The sequence below is a fragment of the Rhizobium vallis genome (genome assembly GCF_003985155.1).
GTDB classification, from domain to species: Bacteria; Pseudomonadota; Alphaproteobacteria; order Rhizobiales; family Rhizobiaceae; genus Rhizobium; species Rhizobium vallis.
In genome coordinates this window covers 117,767-137,496 of record NZ_ML133692.1, presented here as the reverse complement: position 1 = coordinate 137,496, position 19,730 = coordinate 117,767, and the positions used below count along the sequence as shown (strand labels likewise).

Here is a 19,730-nt window from a genome sequence, read left to right as displayed (position 1 = left end):
GAGGAGAAAATGGTAGAAAAGCGTATTCAGCCACTTGCCCGCGATGCAATGGCCTATGTTCTGGCGGGCGGCAGGGGGAGCCGTCTCAAGGAACTCACCGACCGGCGTGCCAAGCCCGCCGTCTATTTCGGCGGCAAGGCGCGCATCATCGATTTCGCTTTGTCGAACGCGTTGAACTCGGGTATCCGCCGCATCGGCGTCGCCACGCAGTACAAGGCGCATTCGCTGATCCGGCACATGCAGCGCGGCTGGAACTTCTTCCGCCCGGAGCGCAATGAGAGCTTCGACATCCTGCCCGCCAGCCAGCGCGTCTCCGAGACGCAATGGTACGAAGGCACCGCCGATGCCGTCTATCAGAACATCGATATTATCGAGGACTACGGCGTCGAATACATGGTCATCCTCGCTGGCGACCATGTCTACAAGATGGACTACGAGTGGATGCTGCAGCAGCACGTCGACTCCGGCGCCGACGTCACCATCGGCTGCCTGGAAGTGCCGCGCATGGAAGCGGTGGGCTTCGGCGTCATGCATGTCGACCAAAAGGATAATATCATCGCCTTCGTCGAGAAGCCCGCCGACCCGCCGCCCATTCCCGACAAGCCCGATTTCGCGCTCGCCTCGATGGGCATCTACGTCTTCCACACCAAGTTCCTGCTCGACGCGCTGCGCCGCGACGCCGCCGATCCGAACTCGAGCCGCGACTTCGGCAAGGACATCATCCCCTATATCGTCAAGAACGGTAAGGCGGTCGCTCACCGCTTCGCCAAATCCTGTGTCCGCTCCGATTTCGAGCACGAGCCCTATTGGCGCGACGTCGGCACGATCGATGCCTACTGGCAGGCCAATATCGACCTGACGGCGATCGTGCCGGAGCTCGATATCTACGACAAGTCGTGGCCGATCTGGACCTATGCCGAGATCACACCGCCGGCGAAATTCGTGCATGACGACGAAGACCGCCGCGGCTCGGCCACCTCCTCCGTTGTGTCAGGCGACTGCATCATCTCGGGCGCCAGCCTCAACAAGAGCCTGCTCTTCACCGGTGTCAGGGCCAATTCCTTTTCCAAGCTGGAAGGGGCGGTCATCCTGCCGAACGTGAAGATCGGACGGCGCGCCCAGCTCAAGAACGTGGTGATCGACCATGGTGTCGTCATTCCGGAAGGCCTTGTCGTCGGCGAGGATCCCGAGCTCGATGCTAAACGCTTTCGTCGGACGGAAAGCGGCATCTGCCTGATCACGCAACCGATGATCGACAAGCTGGATATCTGACTTATGAAAGTTCTTTCGGTTTCGTCCGAAGTCTTCCCTTTGATCAAGACAGGGGGCCTGGCAGATGTGTCCGGCGCCCTGCCCATCGCTCTGAATGCTTTCGGGATCGAGACCAAGACCCTTCTGCCCGGCTATCCCGCCGTCATGAAGGTCATTCGCGATCCCGTCATAAGGCTTGAATTTCCCGACCTGCTCGGTGAGCGGGCAACCGTTCTGGAAGTTCAGCACGAGGGCCTGGATCTCTTGGTCCTCGATGCGCCCGCCTATTACGACAGGCCGGGCGGCCCCTATCTCGATCCGCTCGGCAAGGATTTTCCCGACAACTGGCGTCGTTTCGCAGCTCTTTCGCTCGCCGCATCCGAGATCGCCGCCGGCCTGCTGCCCGGATGGCAACCGGATCTCGTCCACACTCATGACTGGCAGGCAGCGCTGACGTCGGTCTATATGCGCTACTATCCGACGCCGGAACTGCCGAGCGTGCTGACCATCCACAACATCGCCTTTCAGGGCCAGTTCGGCCGCGAAATCTTTCCCGGCCTGCAGCTGCCCGATCACGCCTTCGCCCTCGACGGCATCGAATATTACGGCACTATCGGCTTCCTCAAGGGCGGCCTGCAGACCGCCCATGCGGTCACGACAGTCAGCCCCTCCTATGCCGATGAAATCCTGACAGCTGAATTCGGCATGGGGCTCGAAGGCGTCATCGCCAGCCGCATCGATAATCTCTCCGGCATCGTCAACGGCATCGACACCGATATCTGGAACCCGGCGACCGATCCCGTCGTCCACACCCATTATGGCCCGACGACGCTGAAGAACCGCGAAGAGAACCGCCGGTCGATCGCCGAATTCTTCCACCTCGATAATGACGATGCCCCGATCTTCTGCGTCATCAGCCGGCTCACCTGGCAGAAGGGCATGGATCTCGTCGCAAACGTCGCCGACGAAATCGTCGCCATGGGCGGCAAACTTGTCGTTCTCGGCTCCGGTGAAGCGGCCCTTGAAGGCGCGCTGCTTGCCTCCGCCACCCGGCATCCCGGACGCATCGGCGTCTCGATCGGCTATAACGAGCCGATGTCGCACCTGATGCAGGCCGGCTGCGACGCGATCATCATTCCCTCGCGCTTCGAACCCTGCGGTCTCACGCAGCTTTACGGCCTGCGCTACGGCTGCGTGCCGATCGTCGCGCGTACCGGCGGGCTCAACGACACCGTCATCGACGCCAATCACGCCGCACTTGCAGCGAAAGTGGCAACCGGCATACAATTTGCGCCCATAACCGAAGCGGGCATGCTACAGGCAATCCGCCGTGCGATGCATCTTTATGCGGACCGAAAACTCTGGACCCAATTGCAAAAGCAAGGCATGAAATCGGATGTCTCCTGGGAGAAGAGCGCCGAACGCTACGCTGCCCTCTATTCAAGCCTCGTCTCGAAAGGCATGTGACCTAAAATGAACAAGTCCGTACCCACCACGCCCTATCTCGACCAGAAACCCGGCACGTCGGGTCTGCGCAAGAAGGTTCCGGTCTTCCAGCAGCCGAACTATGCGGAGAACTTCATCCAGTCGATCTTCGATTCGCTTGAAGGTTATCAGGGCAAGTGCCTCGTCATCGGCGGCGACGGACGTTACTACAATCGCGAAGTCATCCAGAAGGCGGTCAAGATGGCTGCCGCCAACGGCTTCGGCAAGGTCATGGTCGGCAAGGGCGGCATTCTGTCGACGCCGGCCGCATCCCATATCATCCGCAAATACAAGGCCTTCGGCGGCATCATACTCTCGGCCAGCCACAATCCCGGCGGCCCGACCGAAGATTTCGGCATCAAGTACAACATCAACAATGGCGGCCCGGCGCCGGAAAAGATCACCGACGCGATCTATGCGCGCTCCAAGACGATCGACAGCTACAAGATCGCCGATTTCGCCGACGTCAATCTCGACCGCATCGGCAAGGACGAGCTTCCCGGCGGCATGATCCTGTCGGTCATCGACCCGGTCGAGGATTATGCCGCGCTGATGGAAGAGCTGTTCGATTTCGGCGCTATCCGCAATCTGGTCAGCCTCGGCTTCCGCATCGCTTTCGACGGCATGAGCGCCGTCACCGGCCCTTACGCCAAGGAAATTTTCGAAAATCGCCTCGGCGCGCCCTCAGGGTCGGTGCGCAACTTCATGCCGTTGCCGGATTTCGGCGGCCATCATCCCGATCCGAACCCGGTTCACTGTAAGGAACTCTTCGATGAGATGATGGGCGACGACGCGCCCGATTTCGGCGCTGCCTCCGACGGCGACGGCGATCGCAACCTCATCATCGGCCGCGGCATCTTCGTGACGCCCTCCGACAGCCTGGCGATCCTTGCCGCCAATGCCAATCTCGTCCCCGGCTATTCCGGCGGCCTCGCCGGCATCGCCCGCTCGATGCCGACATCGGGTGCGGCCGACCGTGTCGCCGAAAAGCGCGGCATCGGCATGTACGAAACGCCGACCGGCTGGAAGTTCTTCGGCAACCTGCTCGACGCCGGTATGGCGACGATCTGCGGCGAGGAAAGCTCCGGCACGGGCTCCAATCACGTGCGCGAAAAGGACGGCCTCTGGGCCGTGCTGCTGTGGCTGAACATCCTTGCCGTGCGCGGCGAGAGCGTCGCCGATATCGTCACCCAGCACTGGCAGACCTACGGCCGCAACTACTATTCACGTCACGATTACGAAGGCCTCGATACCGATGCGGCGAACGGCCTGGTGGACAATCTCCGCAGCCAGCTTTCCTCGCTTCCCGGCAAAAGCTTCGGCAACCTGAAGGTCGAGAAGGCTGACGACTTCGCCTATCACGATCCGATCGACAAGTCGGTGAGCGAGCATCAGGGCATCCGCGTGCTCTTTGCGGGCGGCTCCCGCGTCGTCTTCCGCCTATCCGGCACCGGCACGTCTGGCGCAACCTTGCGTGTCTATATCGAACGCTACGAGCCGGATTCGACTCGCCACAACATCGAAACGCAGGAAGCGCTCGCCGATCTGATCGCGGCCGCCGAAAGCATTGCCAGCATTCGTGAGCGCACGGGACGCGATGAGCCAACCGTGATCACCTGATCCGGGGGGACCATGCGGGATAGCAATTCGGCGCGCGGCGCGATCGTCTTCGAGACCGGCGTCGAATTTGCCGCGTGGTCGCATCATGCCGCACAGATCGAACTCTGCCTCTTTGAGGATGACGGCAACAGGGAGTTCGCACGCCTGCCGATGGCGCGCGACAGCAATCATATCCATCGCCTTTTCGTCGACGGTCTGAGGCAAGGCGCTCGCTACGGCTACCGCGCCGACGGTATCTATGCGCCCGACAACGGCCTCTGGTTCGATCCCTCCAAACTGCTGATCGACCCTTACACCAAGGAAATAGACCGGCCGTTCCGCTACGATCCCCGCCTCGGCATCTATGGCGAGGACAGCCAGGATCTGATGCCGAAGGCGATTGTCACCACCGATATCAGAGCCGCAATCGGCAAGCCGCGCTTCAAACCGGGCGGCTTCATTTATGAAGTGGCGGTGCGGCCCTTCACCATTCTCCACCCCGATGTGCCGGAAGCCCAGCGTGGCACGGTCGCAGCCCTTGCCCATCCCTCCGTCGTCGCGCACCTGAAACGGATCGGCGTCGATGCCGTCGAGCTGATGCCGATCACCGCCTGGATCGACGAACGCCATCTGCCGCCGCTTGGCCTCACCAACGGCTGGGGCTACAATCCCGTCGGCCTGATGGCGCTCGACCCGCGACTTGTTCCCGGCGGCATGGCGGAACTGCGCGAAACGGTCGCGGCTCTCCACGCCGAAGGGATCGCGGTCATTCTCGACCTCGTCTTCAATCATACCGGCGAGAGTGATCGCTATGGCGCAACGCTGTCGCTGCGCGGCCTCGACAACCTGCACTATTACCGTCACGCTCAGAACAGTCCCGGCGAACTCATCAACGATACCGGCACCGGCAATACCATCGCCTGTGATCACCCCGAGGTCCGGCGCCTCGTCATCGACAGCCTGCGCCACTTCGTACTCCACGCTGGCGTCGACGGTTTTCGCTTCGATCTCGCCCCGGTGCTCGGCCGCACCGCCACGGGCTTCGAGCGCGATGGAACACTTGCCGCGATCCTGGCCGACGATGTGCTTGCCGACCGCATCATGATCGCCGAACCCTGGGATATCGGCCCGGGCGGTTATCAACTCGGCAATTTCCCCAGCCCCTTCCTCGAATGGAACGACCGGGTTCGCGACGACCTGCGCTGCTACTGGCGCGGCGACCACTGGAAGACCGGCGCGCTCGCGACAGCGCTTGCCGGCTCCTCCGACATTTTCTCCCGCAACGACGGCACGGGCACGCGCAGCGTCAATTTCCTCGCCGCCCATGACGGCTTCACGCTGATCGACCTCGTCTCCTACGCCGCCAAGCACAATGACGCCAATGGCGAACACAATCGCGACGGCCACAACGAGAACCATTCCTGGAACAACGGCGTCGAGGGCGAAACCCTCTATCCCACGATCCGCAGGCGCCGAGTCAGCGACGTGATGGCGCTGATATCAACGCTCTTTGCCACGCGCGGCAGCATCATGCTGACGGCGGGCGATGAAGGCGGCCGCAGCCAGCACGGCAACAATAACGCCTATTGCCAGGATAACGAGATCACTTGGCTGGACTGGAAGGCGCTGAACGAAGATCTCGTCGCCCACACCGCCTTCGTGTCAGGGCTGCGCCGCCGCTTCACCGTCTTTTCGGAAGCCGGCTTCCTCTCCGGAAATGGAGATGTCGAATGGATTTCGCTCTCCGGCGAAGCGATGACCGTCGCCGAATGGGAGACGCCGTCGCTCTCGACCCTCGGCATGCTGCTTATAACAGGCGACCGCTCCTCCCGGGGCGGGCAGACCCGCCTTGCCGTGCTCTTCAACCGCTCCGACAGCCGCCAGATCTTCACGCTTCCCTCGGAAGGCGAGGCGGCCTGGCGGCAGTTGACGCCGGAGGGAACGAAAAAAGCTGGCGCCGGCGTTACCGTCGAGCCACGCTCCGTCGCCTTTTTCGTAGAAAAATGACCCCCTCGGCCCGCCTGGCCGAATCCTTGTCGCAATCGTCATAAATGCACGATAAGGCTTTGAAGCGGCGCGCTTATCTCACGAGGAATGCATGGGCATGGAAATTTCACTCTCCGACGTGCGGGGATTGATCGGCATGGAAACGGGCCTTTCGGATTGGATCACCGTCGATCAGACGATGATCGACGCCTTTGCAGGAGCGACCGACGACCATCAGTTCATTCACGTCGATCCGGAGCGCGCGGCGGCCGAGAGCCCCTTCGGCGGCACCATTGCTCATGGCTTCCTGACATTGTCTCTCTTGTCGACGATGAATTACAACTGCCTGCCCAGAGTGCGCGAGCAGACCATGGGCATCAATTATGGCTTCGATCGCGTCCGCTTCATGACGCCGGTAAAGAGCGGCGCCCGCGTGCGCGGCCGCTTCCTGCTCTCCGAGGCACGCTTTCGCGGCGGCGGCATGCTGATGACCACCTATGACGTGACCATCGAAATCGAAAACGAGAAGAAGCCCGCCCTGACGGCAAAATGGATCACCATCATTCAGTTCGATCCGAAGGACCGCCCCGAGGACGCGTAAGCCAAACGCGGCTCTTATTCCTCCGGCGAATTGATCACCGCTTCGAGAGCGTGTCCGTCCGGATCGATGACGAAGGCGGCATAATAATGCTCGCCGTAATCGAGCCGCAGACCAGGACCGCCATTGTCACGGCCGCCATGCGCAATGGCCGCCGCATGAAATCGATCGACCGCCGCGCGGCTCGGCGCGGCAAAAGCCAGATGAAAACCCGGGCCGGGAGGACGTTGGCCCTTAGGCCGATGCTTGATCGCCAGCTTGTCTCCGCCGCCGGGAGGACCGTAGCCGACCGCCTGGTCTGTTTGCCCAGGCCTGATGTCGTCCCAGACCCTGACATACCCGAGCGCGGCAAGGGCGGCATCGTAAAATGCCGCCGACCGTTCGATATCGGAAACGCCGAGGGAAGCGTGATGCAGCATTCGCCTATCCCTTGAACAGAGTGCTATGCAGGAATTGCCCCGGCCTCAATGTCCCGCATCACCGGCCGCTTCGGCCAGCAACCCGAAGACGAAGTCCGAAAACGACCGCCAGCACTCGACCCGGAACGTGTCCTCTTCGGTGCGCAACAGCACGATCTCCGCCTTGCCGAAGATCGTGCGCGATGCGGCGCCGACCGGGAAGGAAAACAGCGACAGATCCTGCGGGCAACCGGCCGAAAGCGTATTCTCCGCACCAGGTCCCGAGACGATGATCGCGACATTGCGATGGGAAACGTCGGTCGCCGAATGCAGCACTCCGGCGCCAGCAAATACTGCCATCAGATCGGCGCCGGCCTCATCGATCACCAGCCACTCATCCGGCCCGATCCAGAGTACCGATCGGGCACCGGCCCGGCTCGATGTCTTCGGCGCGGTCGGCACGGACAAGCCGAGCGCGGAGGAAAGTGCTTTAAGCGATTCCGCCGGCGCGCGCAGCGCCACCCGGCTCGCGACCGGGGCCACCGTGAGCCGCACGTTTGCGGAGCCGCCGAGACGGCCGTCAAGCACCGGCCTGCGAATTGCGACATCAGCCATGGATGCGGCCTCCTTCCTTGTCAAAGAACACCAGATCCGTCACTTCAACGGCGATCGTCCGGTCCGGCATCGGCACGTAGAGCGTCTCGCCCATCCGCGCCCGACCGCCGGCGACAAGCGCGAAGGCGATCGACCTGCCGCAACTTTCGGACCAGTAGGCCGAGGTGACGTGACCGAGCATGGTCATCGGCTTGGGCTCATTCGGGTTGGCAACGACCTGCGAGCCCTCTTCGAGTACCAGCTTCGGATCCTTGGTGACGAGACCGACGAGCTGCTTACGTCCCTCCTTGACGAGGTCCGGCCGCTGGAGCCCGCGAATGCCGACGAAATCCTTCTTTTTCTTGGAAACCGCCCAGGCAACGCCGGCGTCATCGGGGGTCACGGTGCCGTCAGTATCCTGGCCGACGATAATGTAGCCCTTCTCGGCGCGAAGGACGTGCATTGTCTCTGTGCCGTAGACGCAAGCGCCGAGCGGTTCGGCATTGGCCCAGACGGCTTCGAGCACCGACTGGCCGTAGTCGGCCGGCACGTTGATTTCGAAACCGATTTCGCCGGTGAAGGAGACGCGGAAGAGCCGCGCCGGCACGCCGCAAACCGAGCACTCGGCAACGCTCATATGCGGGAAGGCTTCGTTCGAAAGGTCGACCCCTTCGACCAGCGGCGCGACGATCTCGCGCGCCTTCGGCCCCTGCACGGCGATGACGGCCCATTGTTCGGTCACCGAGGTGAGCCATACCTTCAGATCCGGGAATTCCGTCTGCAGGTAGTCCTCCATGTGATGGAGAACGCGCGGCGCGCCTCCGGTCGTCGTCGTCACATGGAAACGGTCCTCTGCCAGACGTCCGACGACGCCGTCATCGTAAACGAAGCCGTCCTCGCGCGTCATGATGCCGTAACGGGCCTTGCCGGGCTTCAGCGTGTCCCAGGCATTCGTATAGATAAGGTTGAGGAATTTCGCCGCATCCGGTCCCACCACCTCGATCTTGCCGAGCGTCGAAGCGTCGAAGATGCCCGCCGACTCGCGTGCCGTCCGGCATTCGCGCGCGACCGCCTGATGCATGGTCTCGCCGGCCCGGGGATAGAACCAGGCGCGTTTCCAGTTGCCGACATCTTCGAAGACTGCGCCGTGGGCTTCTTCCCAGGCGTGCAGCGGCGTCTTGCGTGTCGGATCGAACAGTTCACCGCGCGAATGGCCGACCAGCGTGCCGTAGCTGACAGGGGTATAGGGCGCGCGGAAGGTGGTGAGCCCGACCTGGGGGATTTCCTTACCCAGCATTTCGGCGGCGATCGCCAGGCCGTGCATGTTGGAAAGCTTGCCCTGGTCCGAAGCCATACCGTTCGTCGTGAAACGCTTGATATGCTCGATCGAATGCATGCCTTCGCGCACCGCAAGGCGGATATCCTTGGCACAGACGTCGTGCTGGAAATCGATGAAGGCCTTGGCGTTCGTCTTCGGCCCGGCGCCTTCGGCAGCGCCGATCATACCGCCGGTCCACTCATAGGCCTGCTCACCCGAGAGCGCGATCTTCTCGCCACCGCTCTTGCCGCTGGCCTTCGCCATCAGCTCGCCCGCGGCAAGTGATTCCTCGATCGTCCGCTGCAGGTCGTCGGTACCATTGCAGGCGCCGACCGAGAGGCAGTCCTGCGCGTAGGTTCCGGGCAGGAAGCGCTGGCTTTCGGCATCGAATGCCACCTTGCCGCGCGACTGCGAGAACAGATGGACGGACGGCGTCCAGCCGGCCGAAACCAGCAGCGCATCGACCGCGATCTTGCGCGACGAACCGCCACCGTTGCGCGCCACCGTCATCGATGAGATGCGCAGCCGCCCTGCCGTGTTGACGACCGACTGGCCGACGAGGACATCAATGCCGAGCGCGCGCGCCTCTGCCAGCACCGCCGCACCCGGAGCCTGCCTGACATCGACGATGGCGGCGATCGAAACGCCAGCCCGCTTCAGGTCGAAAGCCGCCTCGTAAGCCGAGTCATGCGCCGTATAGATGCCGACATTCTTGCCGACGGCAACGCCGTAATGGTTGAGATAGGTCCGCGCCGCCGAGGCCAGCATGATGCCCGGCCGGTCGTTGTTCGGGAACACCATGTGCCGTTCGATCGCGCCGTTGGCGAGGATCACCCGCTTAGCCCGGACCTGCCAGAGCCGCTCGCGCGGAAGATCATGGGAGGGGTTGGCGAGATGATCGGTGACGCGTTCGGCAAGGCCGACGAAATTGTGGTTGTAGTAGCCGAAGGCAGTCGTGCGCAGCAGCACTTCGACATTGTCCATCGCCTTCAGCTGCGCCACGGCCTTCTGCGCCCAGGCGAAGCCTTCCTGCCCATCGATTTTGGCGCCGGCATCGTAGCGCAGCGCCCCGCCGGCTTCCGCCTGCTCATCGCAGAGGATCACCCGGGCGCCGGTCTGGGCCGCGGCCAGCGCCGCCGAAAGACCGGCAACGCCGGCGCCGACCACGAGCACGTCGCAATGTGCATAGCGGCTCGCATAATGATCCGGATCGCCTTCGGTCGGCGCAACGCCGAGGCCGGCGGCGCGACGGATAAGCGGTTCGTAGACATGCTTCCAGGCGGCGCGCGGCCACATGAAGGTCTTGTAGTAGAAACCGGCGGCGAAGAACGGGGACATCAGATTGTTGATGGCGCCGACATCGCGGGCGAGCGAGGGCCAGCGGTTCTGCGACTTGACGATCATGCCGTCGAAGACTTCCTGCACCGTCGCACGCACGTTCGGCTGCTTGCGCGCCGCATCGCGGGCGACGTCGATCAGCGCATTCGGCTCCTCGGCGCCCGCCGAGAGAATGCCGCGTGGGCGGTGATATTTGAACGACCGTCCCAGAAGATGCACGCCGTGGGCGATCAGCGCCGAGGCGACGGTATCGCCTTCAAGCGCCGCATAGGTCTGACCGTCGAAGCTGAAGCGCGCGGTCTTGGCCGGCGTCAGGCGCCCCTTGCCGGCGATACGGTTGACGCCGCTCATTGGGCCTCTCCTTCCAGAGCTTCGTATGTCTCGACAGGCTGGTGCTGCTCGGCTTCCGCGCCGATCCGCGGCCTCGGCTCACCCGCCTTATAGGTCGTGATGAACCTGTCACTGACCGTGTCGCGCGCCGCATTGAAGAAGCGCCCGCAGCCGTGAATATGGCGCCAACGTTCGAAGATCAGCCCTTTCGGGTTGTCGCGCAGAAAGAAGTAGGCCTCGAATTCCTCGTCTGAAATCGAAGCGATATCGGTGGGTCGCGCGATATGCGCGTCACCCGCGCCGCGGAATTCGAGCTCGGAGCGCTCTTCCTGGCAGTAAGGGCAATGGATCAGCAGCATGTGGAAATTCCTTCTCCTCCCCTTCTCCCCAGCGGAGAGAAGGTGCCTGCAAGACGGATGAGGGGGTGAGCAACGAAAGGAGCGAGCATCCGAGCGAAAGCACTCATCATCAGTGCGCCACCGCCGCGGCCGCCGCCTCGTCGATCAGCCGGCCGCTGCGGAAGCGCTCCAGCGTCAGCCCGGCATTGAACTTATGCGGCTCGTCGCGGGCGATCAGATGCGCGAAGAGATTGGCCGAGCCCGGCGTTGCCTTGAAGCCGCCGGTGCCCCAGCCGCAATTGACGTAAAGCCCGGGAACCGGCGTCTTCGACTGGATGGCCGAGCGATCCGGCGTGTTGTCGACGATGCCGCCCCATTGCCGCATCATCTTGACGCGCCGGAACATCGGGAAAAGCTCGCAGATGGCGTCAAGCGTATGGGTGATGATCTGCAGCCCGCCGGTCTGCGAGTAGGAATTGTACTGGTCGGTGCCGGCGCCGATGACGAGCTCTCCCTTGTCGGACTGGGAGATATAGGCATGCACCGTGTTCGACATGACGACGCAGGGGAAGATCGGCTTCAGCGGCTCGGAAACCAGCGCCTGCAGCGGGCTCGATTGCAGCGGCACGCGTACATCAGCCATCTTCATGACCGTCGTCGTGTGGCCGGCTGCAGAGACGCCGACCTTCTTGGCGCCAATGAATCCGCGCGAGGTCTCGACCCCGGTCACCCGTCCGTCAGGACCGCGCCGGATACCCGTTACTTCGCAATTCTGGATGATATGGACACCACGATCCGATGCCGCCCGTGCATAACCCCAGGCGACCGCATCGTGACGCGCCGTGCCGCCGCGCCGCTGCAGCGCTGCACCATTAATCGGGTAGCGCGCGCTGGCCGAGATGTCGAGCGGCGGACAATAGGCCTTCGCCTGTTCCGGCGTCAGCCACTCGTTGTCGATGCCATAGAGCCGGTTGGCATGGATATGCCGCTTGAAGGACTGCTGGTCGTGAATATTGTGCGAGAGCATCATCACGCCGCGCGGCGAATACATCACATTGTAGTTGAGCTCCTGAGAAAGCCCTTCCCAGAGCTTCATCGAATGCTCGTAGATGTGCATGCTCTCTTCGTAGAGATAGTTCGAGCGGATGATCGTGGTGTTGCGGCCGGTATTGCCGCCGCCGAGCCAGCCCTTCTCGATTACCGCCACATTGGTGATGCCGTGCTCTTTGGCGAGATAATAGGCAGCTCCGAGACCATGGCCGCCGGCGCCGATGATGACGACGTCGTATTCGGCGCGCGGCTCAGGCGAAGTCCACTGCTTCTCCCAGCCTCTGTGGCCGCGCAGGGCCTCCCGCGCCACGGCAAAAACCGAATATTTCCGCATCCGCCTTCTTCTCCTATAGGGCAAGGGCTGTTCTCCGCGCCCATACAAATCGCAAATCCAAATGCGGCACAACGGTTCTTTTGCGACGCGCGAGAGCCCTGCTTTTGACACTGCGCGACATGACGTCGAAAACTGCGCGGTTTTGTGTCAATGCCATGCTCGACCTCGGATCTCGGACGACACCGTTTGCAAGGGGCGTAAAAGCCGGCAGGTCCGTTCGATCGCTGATGCCGCTTAGCCCAACTGGGCGAGAAGACAAGCAGTTACTAAAATGTTAATTCTCCCTATGTTCCCGGGGTACGTGTATCATGTGGGGTTGGCGTTCATTCATCGCGGCGCTGTGCATCGCGCTCGGCAGCGCACAGCCCGCGCCCGCAGCTGAGCCAGTCGGCCAGGCCGTCGTCATCAAGACCGAAGTCACGGGGCAGGACGGCCCGATTGAGGTCAACACCAGCGTTCACCGCGACGAGCGCATCCGGACATCGCAATCCGGCCTCGGCCAGTTTCTGTTTCGCGACGGCACCAAGCTTGCGGTCGGCTGGGGTTCTTCGGTCGTCATCGACAAATATGTCTTCGACGATTCACAATCCGTCCAGAAACTCACCATTAGGGCCGCGAAGGGAACTTTCCGCTGGGTCAGCGGCAATTCGAAATCCTCAGCCTACCAGATTCTCACCCCCGCGGGCACCATCGGCGTGCGCGGTACCGCATTCGATTTCTATGTCGACCCGGACGGCACCACCGCCGTCGTGCTGCTGAACGGCGCAGCCAGTTTCTGTGGTCCTGGCGGCTGCCGGCAACTGCAGCAACACTGCGACTGCGTCGTCGCCAAGCCAAACGGCAATATGACGGCCACCCGCCCCGCCGACCGCCGCGTTCTCGCGGCGCTCGGAAATCAGCGCGCCCTGCCCTTCCTTTCCGGCAACCAGCGGCTTTCGGGCCGCCTCGGCATGCTCGGGGGCTGCAACATGGCTTCAGCCGCGCCGGAAAGAAGCGACAGACCCGCGCCAGATCCGGCCCCGCCGCCCAGCCCGCCGCGGCAGGAACCGCCGCAGAGGCCCGCCGAGCCGCAGAAAGAACGGTCGGAAAAGCCTGACAGGCCCCATCACGACAAGCCTGATAAGCCCGACAGGCATGAGGAGCATGATACGCCGGACGGCTACGGACAGCACGATCATGATGATCATCATGACAGGCCGGACAGGCACGACGATGGCGACCATGGAGACCGCAGCGATGACGGCGGGCGCAACCACGACCGAGATCACGATCACGACGGAGATCATGGCGGAGATCACCATCGCGGCGGAGACCATGATGGCGATCGGGACGGGCACCACGACCGCGACAGAGGCCGGAATTTCGGTCACAACCGCTAAAGGCCCGTCAATCGACGGCGCTCTTTCCGATCCCGTCCTGCACCTCCCGGAAATGATCGGTCCTACCCGATATTCGTTGGTAGAATTCCGCCAGACCGCCGATCACCTGCGCCGCCCTGAGCTTTGCCGTACCGACAAGCTTCCTGGTGTTCTTCGAATGCGAATGCAGGGCCTGCGTCAGTTGACGGTGAACGACCTCGAGGGCGGCGAATTCCGAGGATGCCGCAACGCGCTCGTCGCCAACGACGGCAAGGATCTGCGTTCGGCTGCTCTTGCCCTTGAGCGGAAGAGCGCCGGCCTCGATCAGCGCCATTCCCTGCACCAATCGTGCCGTACTGTCTGATATGAGGATATCGAAGCCGACTTCCTTGCAGCATGACTCGATGCGCGCCGCGACGTTGACGGCATCGCCGACCGCCGAATAGTTGAAACGGGTCTTGGCGCCCATATTGCCGACGCAGGCAAGGCCCGTATGAATGCCGATGCCGATCCCGACCTCCTGCCCCGGTCCGAAGCCGAAGGCGTCGCCGGCATTCAATTCCGTGAGCGTCTCGCGCATGGCAAGGGCAGCGCGAACCGCTTTGGTTGCATGGTCCGCCACGTCGACGGGCGCGTTCCAGAAGGCCATGATCGAATCGCCGATGAACTTGTCGAGCGTGCCTTCATTGGCGACCACGTGACGGCTCAACGCATCGAGCAAGGTATTCAGAAAGGCGACGACATCGGTCGGCGCCAGTCGCTCGCTGATTTCGGTGAAACTCCTGACGTCGACGAACATCATCGTCAATTCGCGATCGTCTCCGCCGAGGCGCAAGGCATCACGGTTATGTTCGATGCGGTGAAGCAGCGACGGAGAGAGATAATGGCCGAAGGCGCGCCGCACCTCGCGCCGCTCCCGGTCGATCACCAGGATGCGGAACGAGGTCGCGGCAAAATGGGTGATCGAGCCGCTGATGATCGGAGCCAGCGGATCGAACAGAAGCCCCGCATAGAGAAATGAGAGCCAGGACGCCACGAGCGCCATCGCCGTGATCAACAGTCCGCAGATCAGAGCGACGGCGGGGCTGACGAAGGTCGTCACCACCACGAGCAGGCATCCGAGGATCGCGATCGTCATGATCTCAAGCCCGTCCGCCCAGTCGGGCCGCGATAAGAAATGGCCAGAGAGGATCTGCTCGACCGCCTGCGCATGCAGCGAAACGCCTGGAACGTTCTCGCCGAGCGCGGTGACACGGATATCCTGCAGGCCGGCGGCCGATGTGCCGACGAAGACGATGCTGCCCTCGATGGCGGTGGCGACCTCTGGCGAGGGTCCGGCGGCGGCAAGCACCTGCCGGACGGATATATACCGCTCCGCCCGGTCGGGCGTGACATAGAGCCAGAGTTCGCCCGCCGCCGTCAGCGGCACGACGTACTCCCCGATCTTCACCGATGTCATGATGCCGGCCCGCTCGGGCGCTCCGGAGACTACATAGGTCGTCTCTCCCTGCGCGACGCGCAGCGCCTCGATCGCGAGATTGGGATAGAGCTGCTGGCCATCGGTCAGGAACAAGGGAACGGCGCGCACCACCGGCGACGGATTGCCGGGGTTGAGGCTGATATGACCGAGTCCCGCCGCACTGGCCTCCAACTGCGGCCTGAGCGGTGTCGAGGCGCCGAGATAGGGCGGAGCCTCGACGGGGCTTTCGTCCTTGATGGCGAAGTGCGCTTTCACAGGCGGCCGATAATTGCCCTTATTGGAAAGGCCGAAACCGAGCACGACAGGCTTTTCGGCAATCGAGCGGGCGAATATCTCGTCATTATCGGGCAATTTCTCTGCAAGCGAGGGATCGACCCCTGCGACCTCCCTAACAACATTGCGCGGCGACAGCCGGTCCGGCTCGGAAAAGAGGACATCGAAGGCAATGGCCGAGGCACCCATATTAGAAAGCCGGTCCACCAGCAGGGCCAGCCGGTCTCGTGGCCAGGGCCATTGGCCGAATTCCCGCAGCGACGCCTCGTCGATATCGATCACCCGGACCGGCATCGGCTCGAAGGTGCGGGGAAGCAGCCGCTGATACTCGTCGAAAGTCACGCCGCGGATCAGCTTGAACATCCCGGGATCGCCAGCCCGCAGCATCGTGAGGAAAGCCACGATCGCCAAGCCGATAACGACACCGATTTGCTGCGCGCGCGTCATAATCTTACCGGCAGTCCCCTCCGCGGTCGGCGGGGCGATCCGCTCCTGCCGACAGACAGGCTACGCCGCTTTCGATCCAAACGCCATTCGCACATGCGTTCCCGATCCTCACTTTTGGCCCGTCGTGCGACGCTTCCAGTTTTGGCCGGAATGACAACGCTTCGATCTTGCCGGGCACGCGGCGAAATGTTCTTGTAGCGATCGAAAATCGGATGTTTTCCAGAAAAGAATGAGGGGCGCCTTGATTTCCGAATCCGCCGCGCGCCGGAGCGGCTATTGGCTGATCGTCGTCGTGCTGGCAATGCTTGCAGGGCTGCCGCTTGCCGTCTGGCTCGACATCAGCGATCTCTCGGGAAATACGTTGCGGCGTCAGGCGCGCGACATGAGCTCGCTGATATCGAGCATCCGCTCCTATTACTCCACCAATGTCGTAGGGCGCGTTCTGGCCGCGCATGCCAACGGCACGACCGAGGGGACGGTCGTCTCCCATAACTACGCGAATATACCGGGCGCCATCCCGCTGCCGGCCACACTTTCCCTGGAACTCGGCGACGTCATCAAGGAGCAGCAGGCCAACATTACCTACCGCTTCGTCTCCGACCTTCCCTTCAAGAGCCGCGCGCCCCACGAACTCGACGACTTCGAGAAACGAGCGCTCACAGCCTTGCGCGCCAATCCGCAGCAGACGCTGACCGACCTCACCCGTGTCGGATTGACCGATACCCTGCGCTTCGTCACCCCTGTCGTCATGGGTCAGGCCTGCGTCGCCTGTCACAATACCCATCCCGAAAGCCCGAAGACCGATTGGAAGGTCGGCGATGTGCGTGGCATTCAGGAAGTCATCATACGGCAGCCCTACGCGAGCAATGTCTTCGCCTTCAAATACCTACTCTGCTATTTCCTATTCGTCGCCGTCATCGGCATCAGCTTCATCGCGCTCCAGCGGCAGCAGACGCGCACAATCCACAGCGCCAACCAGGATCTGGAAATGGCGAACGAATTCCTCGCCAGCGTTTCCCTGAAGATTTCGCGCTATCTCTCGCCACAGATATACAAGAGCATCTTCAGCGGCCAGAAGGACGTCGTCGTCCATACCGAGCGCAAGCGCCTGACGATTTTCTTCTCCGACATCAAGGATTTCACGGCGACCACCGAGCGCCTGCAGCCCGAAGCCCTGACGGAGATGCTCAACGAATATCTGACCGAAATGTCAAACATTGCGCTCGAGCATGGCGGCACGGTGGACAAGTTTATCGGCGACGCGATGCTGGTCTTCTTCGGCGACCCGGAAACCAAGGGGCCGGAGGAGGATGCGAAAGCATGCCTGCGCATGGCCGTCGACATGCAGCGCCGTCTCGGCGAACTCAAGGACAGATGGCGCAGGAACGGCACCGAAGAGCCTTTCGTCGTGCGCATGGGAATCAACAGCGGATACTGCAACGTCGGCAATTTCGGCAGCAACGACCGGATGGACTACACGATCATCGGTGCGGAGGCCAATCTCGCAGCCCGTCTGCAATCGATCGCCCAGGGCGGAGAAATCGTCATCAGCTACGAAACCTATGCGCTGGTGAACGAAATCGTCGACGCCCATCCCCTGCCGCCGATCACGATGAAGGGTATACAGCGCGAGATCGTGCCCTATGCCGTGGACGGGCTGACACTCGGCGCCGACCACAAGAGCCGCGTTCTGAGCGAACATCTCTCCGGGCTCGACCTGCATCTGGATATGAGCCGGCTGGAGCCTGCCGACCGTCTGCGGGTCCGCGCGGCGCTCAAGGAGGCGATTGCCGCGCTGGATGAAGCCCAGCCCGAAACCCCGGATCGTAACCGGATATCGGGCGAAACGTGATTTTTCCGGCGGCCTTCCCATATCTATCTGGACTTCCCATACCCGATCTGCTATCCCGCATCACCAATCGCAAGGCTGCGGCCGCGCGAACGTAATTTTTTTGCCCCTGGCGCTGCGCCGCCTCAGGCATCAACCAAAACCAAAGGAACGTGATTCTCGTGCAGGTACTTGTCCGCGATAACAATGTCGATCAGGCTCTCCGCGCTCTCAAGAAGAAGATGCAGCGCGAAGGCATTTTCCGCGAAATGAAGATGCGCGACTACTACGAGAAGCCGTCGCAGAAGCGCGCTCGCGAAAAGGCTGAGGCTGTTCGCCGCGTTCGCAAGCTGGCCCGCAAGCGCGCCCAGCGCGAAGGTCTGGTCGCACGCTGAGCGTTGCCGTCGTTTTTTCGACGTTTTCAGATGCATTGTGGCGGGGGCGATAGGTTCGCCGCCGCCTTTTTAGTTTTGCCGCTGAAGATCGCATATCCGCGAACCGGATATGCCGCATGGGGAAAGCGAGCCCGAATGGCTGTTACCACCTTCAATCCGTCCCGCGCCTCGCGCTTGCAGAAAACCGCATTCCTGCCCGCTTTGGCGCTGGCGGCAATGTTCGGCCTCGCCGGCTGCGACACGACCAACACCACGGATGCCGTGATCCACATCGACAAGGCGCAGGGTTCGGAAGAGAACATCGCCTCGCTGACGGCTGTGATCAACGCCAATCCGAAGGATCCGGAAGGGTATAACGTCCGCGGCTCCGCCTATGGCCGCGGCGGCCAATTCCGCCAGGCGCTGAACGATTTCAACACGGCGCTGCAGATCAATCCGCGTTTCTTCCAGGCCTATGCCAACCGCGCCCTGGTCTATCGCAACATGGGCCAGCAGCAGCAGGCGATTGCCGATTACAACGCCGCCCTGCAGATCAATCCGAGCTATGACGTCGCCTATATCGGCCGCGGCAATGTCTATCGCATGGCCGGCCAGGACGACCCGGCCTTCAATGATTTCAGCAAGGCGATCCAGCTCGGCACCACCGACGGCCGCGCCTACCACAATCGCGGCCTGATCTTCCAGAAGCGCAATCAGCAGGATAAGGCGATCGACGATTTCTCGAAGGCGATCTCGCTCGCGCCGAATTCGCCCGAACCCTATAATGGTCGCGGCATTTCCTATATCGCGCTGAACGACGACGACAACGCCTTTGCCGATTTCAACCACGCGATCGAGCTCAACGGCAACATCGCCGAATCCTGGGCCAACCAGGCGCTCGTCTACGAACGCCGCGGCGACAAGGCCAAGGCCGCCCGCTCCTATCGCCACGCCGTCGGCCTCGATCCCAAATACCAGCCGGCGCGCGACGGCCTGGCCCGTGTCGGCGCATCGGCCGGCTAACGACATCGGTGAGGCGGCCTGAGACATCGGCCGCCCACAACGGCCGCTTGCCACCGCAGCCGCCTCTCGAAATGCCGGCCAAGATCGTGCCAATTCAACCGAATCTCCCGGCCGGATCCTCAAAAACATGCCTGATCCCGTGCCGTCCGGAGACCCCAGTTCTTCCCCGCGAAGGCAGCCCTCCAAGTTAAAAGGCGAGCCGAAAAAGCAGCGGCCGCCCCCAGCAGCACGTCATACTATGTTGCAACCTGCTCTTGCTCCCCCTAACATGGGCCTGCTTCGATAGCCTGCTATCGGGCGTCCGAAAACCTGTTGAGGGCGGTTTGCG

General features: G+C 62.4%; 15 protein-coding genes. 9 read left to right on the top strand and 6 right to left on the bottom strand.

The features are described 5' to 3' along the window. Positions 1 to 9 precede the first annotated feature (9 nt). The 5 genes from glgC (at position 10) to EFQ99_RS20285 (ending at position 6,922) form a co-directional block, all read left to right on the top strand. Positions 10 to 1,272 carry a glucose-1-phosphate adenylyltransferase gene (glgC, locus tag EFQ99_RS20305; protein ID WP_126923031.1) on the top strand — a complete coding sequence of 421 codons (1,263 nt, stop codon included), beginning with the start codon at positions 10 to 12 and terminating at the stop codon, positions 1,270 to 1,272. Between the two features lie 3 nt (positions 1,273 to 1,275). Next, positions 1,276 to 2,718 (top strand): glycogen synthase GlgA, encoded by a 1,443-nt coding sequence (gene glgA, locus EFQ99_RS20300; RefSeq protein WP_126923030.1) that lies wholly within the window; start codon positions 1,276 to 1,278, stop codon positions 2,716 to 2,718. A 6-nt stretch (positions 2,719 to 2,724) separates the two neighbouring features. Continuing rightward, the gene (locus EFQ99_RS20295; protein WP_126923029.1) at positions 2,725 to 4,356 is read left to right on the top strand and encodes an alpha-D-glucose phosphate-specific phosphoglucomutase; all 1,632 of its coding nucleotides are present in this window, start codon (positions 2,725 to 2,727) and stop codon (positions 4,354 to 4,356) included. 12 nt (positions 4,357 to 4,368) lie between these two features. Further along, positions 4,369 to 6,342, top strand: a complete 1,974-nt coding sequence (gene glgX / locus EFQ99_RS20290; protein WP_126923028.1) for a glycogen debranching protein GlgX — start codon at positions 4,369 to 4,371, stop codon at positions 6,340 to 6,342. Between the two features lie 91 nt (positions 6,343 to 6,433). Next, positions 6,434 to 6,922 carry a MaoC family dehydratase gene (locus tag EFQ99_RS20285; RefSeq protein WP_126923027.1) on the top strand — a complete coding sequence of 163 codons (489 nt, stop codon included), beginning with the start codon at positions 6,434 to 6,436 and terminating at the stop codon, positions 6,920 to 6,922. Between the two features lie 14 nt (positions 6,923 to 6,936). Here EFQ99_RS20285 and EFQ99_RS20280 read toward each other — a convergent pair whose 3' ends face one another. The 5 genes from EFQ99_RS20280 to EFQ99_RS20260 form a co-directional block, all read right to left on the bottom strand. After that, positions 6,937 to 7,338 (bottom strand): VOC family protein, encoded by a 402-nt coding sequence (locus tag EFQ99_RS20280; protein ID WP_126923026.1) that lies wholly within the window; start codon positions 7,336 to 7,338, stop codon positions 6,937 to 6,939. 45 nt (positions 7,339 to 7,383) lie between these two features. Further along, positions 7,384 to 7,932, bottom strand: coding sequence for a sarcosine oxidase subunit gamma (locus EFQ99_RS20275; RefSeq protein WP_126923025.1), 549 nt, complete (start codon positions 7,930 to 7,932; stop codon positions 7,384 to 7,386). Next, entirely contained in the window at positions 7,925 to 10,918 is a 2,994-nt protein-coding gene (locus EFQ99_RS20270) for a sarcosine oxidase subunit alpha (RefSeq protein ID WP_126923024.1), read from the bottom strand. Before EFQ99_RS20270 ends, EFQ99_RS20275 begins: the two co-directional genes overlap by 8 nt. After that, entirely contained in the window at positions 10,915 to 11,256 is a 342-nt protein-coding gene (locus tag EFQ99_RS20265; RefSeq protein ID WP_126923023.1) for a sarcosine oxidase subunit delta, read from the bottom strand. Before EFQ99_RS20265 ends, EFQ99_RS20270 begins: the two co-directional genes overlap by 4 nt. Positions 11,257 to 11,365: 109 nt before the next feature. Continuing rightward, positions 11,366 to 12,619: a sarcosine oxidase subunit beta family protein gene (locus EFQ99_RS20260; protein WP_126923022.1), complete on the bottom strand. Its 1,254-nt coding sequence runs from the start codon at positions 12,617 to 12,619 to the stop codon at positions 11,366 to 11,368. A 308-nt stretch (positions 12,620 to 12,927) separates the two neighbouring features. Between EFQ99_RS20260 and EFQ99_RS20255 the strand changes: the two genes are divergently transcribed. Beyond that, the gene (locus tag EFQ99_RS20255) at positions 12,928 to 13,998 is read left to right on the top strand and encodes a FecR family protein (protein ID WP_126923021.1); all 1,071 of its coding nucleotides are present in this window, start codon (positions 12,928 to 12,930) and stop codon (positions 13,996 to 13,998) included. Positions 13,999 to 14,005: 7 nt separating this feature from the next. Here the strand turns inward: EFQ99_RS20255 and EFQ99_RS20250 are convergent, their stop codons facing one another. Continuing rightward, positions 14,006 to 16,177 carry a CHASE2 domain-containing protein gene (locus EFQ99_RS20250; RefSeq protein ID WP_126923020.1) on the bottom strand — a complete coding sequence of 724 codons (2,172 nt, stop codon included), beginning with the start codon at positions 16,175 to 16,177 and terminating at the stop codon, positions 14,006 to 14,008. 229 nt (positions 16,178 to 16,406) lie between these two features. Here EFQ99_RS20250 and EFQ99_RS20245 point away from each other — a divergent pair, with 229 nt between their 5' ends. The 3 genes from EFQ99_RS20245 to EFQ99_RS20235 all read left to right on the top strand — a co-directional run bounded on the left by EFQ99_RS20245 (position 16,407) and on the right by EFQ99_RS20235 (position 19,402). Next, entirely contained in the window at positions 16,407 to 18,029 is a 1,623-nt protein-coding gene (locus EFQ99_RS20245) for an adenylate/guanylate cyclase domain-containing protein (RefSeq protein ID WP_126923019.1), read from the top strand. 158 nt (positions 18,030 to 18,187) lie between these two features. Beyond that, positions 18,188 to 18,400, top strand: coding sequence for a 30S ribosomal protein S21 (gene rpsU, locus EFQ99_RS20240; RefSeq protein WP_003585885.1), 213 nt, complete (start codon positions 18,188 to 18,190; stop codon positions 18,398 to 18,400). Positions 18,401 to 18,535: 135 nt separating this feature from the next. After that, positions 18,536 to 19,402 (top strand): tetratricopeptide repeat protein, encoded by an 867-nt coding sequence (locus EFQ99_RS20235; protein WP_126923018.1) that lies wholly within the window; start codon positions 18,536 to 18,538, stop codon positions 19,400 to 19,402. Positions 19,403 to 19,730: the final 328 nt, after the last annotated feature.